The organism is Carboxylicivirga caseinilyticus (genome assembly GCF_050589785.1).
GTDB classification, from domain to species: Bacteria; Bacteroidota; Bacteroidia; order Bacteroidales; family Marinilabiliaceae; genus Carboxylicivirga; species Carboxylicivirga caseinilyticus.
In genome coordinates this window covers 1-325 of the sequence record NZ_JBNGOX010000138.1, presented here as the reverse complement: position 1 = coordinate 325, position 325 = coordinate 1, and the positions used below count along the sequence as shown (strand labels likewise).

The window sequence follows — 325 nt, the reverse complement described above, 5'->3', positions numbered from 1 at the left end:
GATTATTTGTTGGCTGAGAATGAAGAAGAATTAGATAGTCAATTAGATAAGCTTTTTAAGGAAAGTGAAAAAGCTGTTATATTAGAAGTTAAAACACCTAACAAAGATAATGCTAGTGTGTTAAAAACATATTTTAAACGCTTAAAAGAAGAATTATGAGCGCAGTAAGCTGGACTTCTGTTAAGGAGTATGAAGATATAAAATTTGAATTTGCCGAAGGTATTGCAAAAATTACGATTAACCGTCCAAGGGTATATAATGCCTTTCGCCCCAAGACAGTGAAAGAGCTGATTGAGGCCTTTGATATCTGTCGTGAACGTCAGGA

The 325-nt window shown here is 34.2% G+C and carries 1 protein-coding gene; it reads left to right on the top strand.

From position 1 onward, the window contains the following. Nucleotides 1-155: 155 nt before the first annotated feature. Nucleotides 156-325: enoyl-CoA hydratase-related protein (locus tag ACRD62_RS22550; RefSeq protein WP_430822337.1), on the top strand; the 170-nt coding region annotated here is incomplete at its 3' end.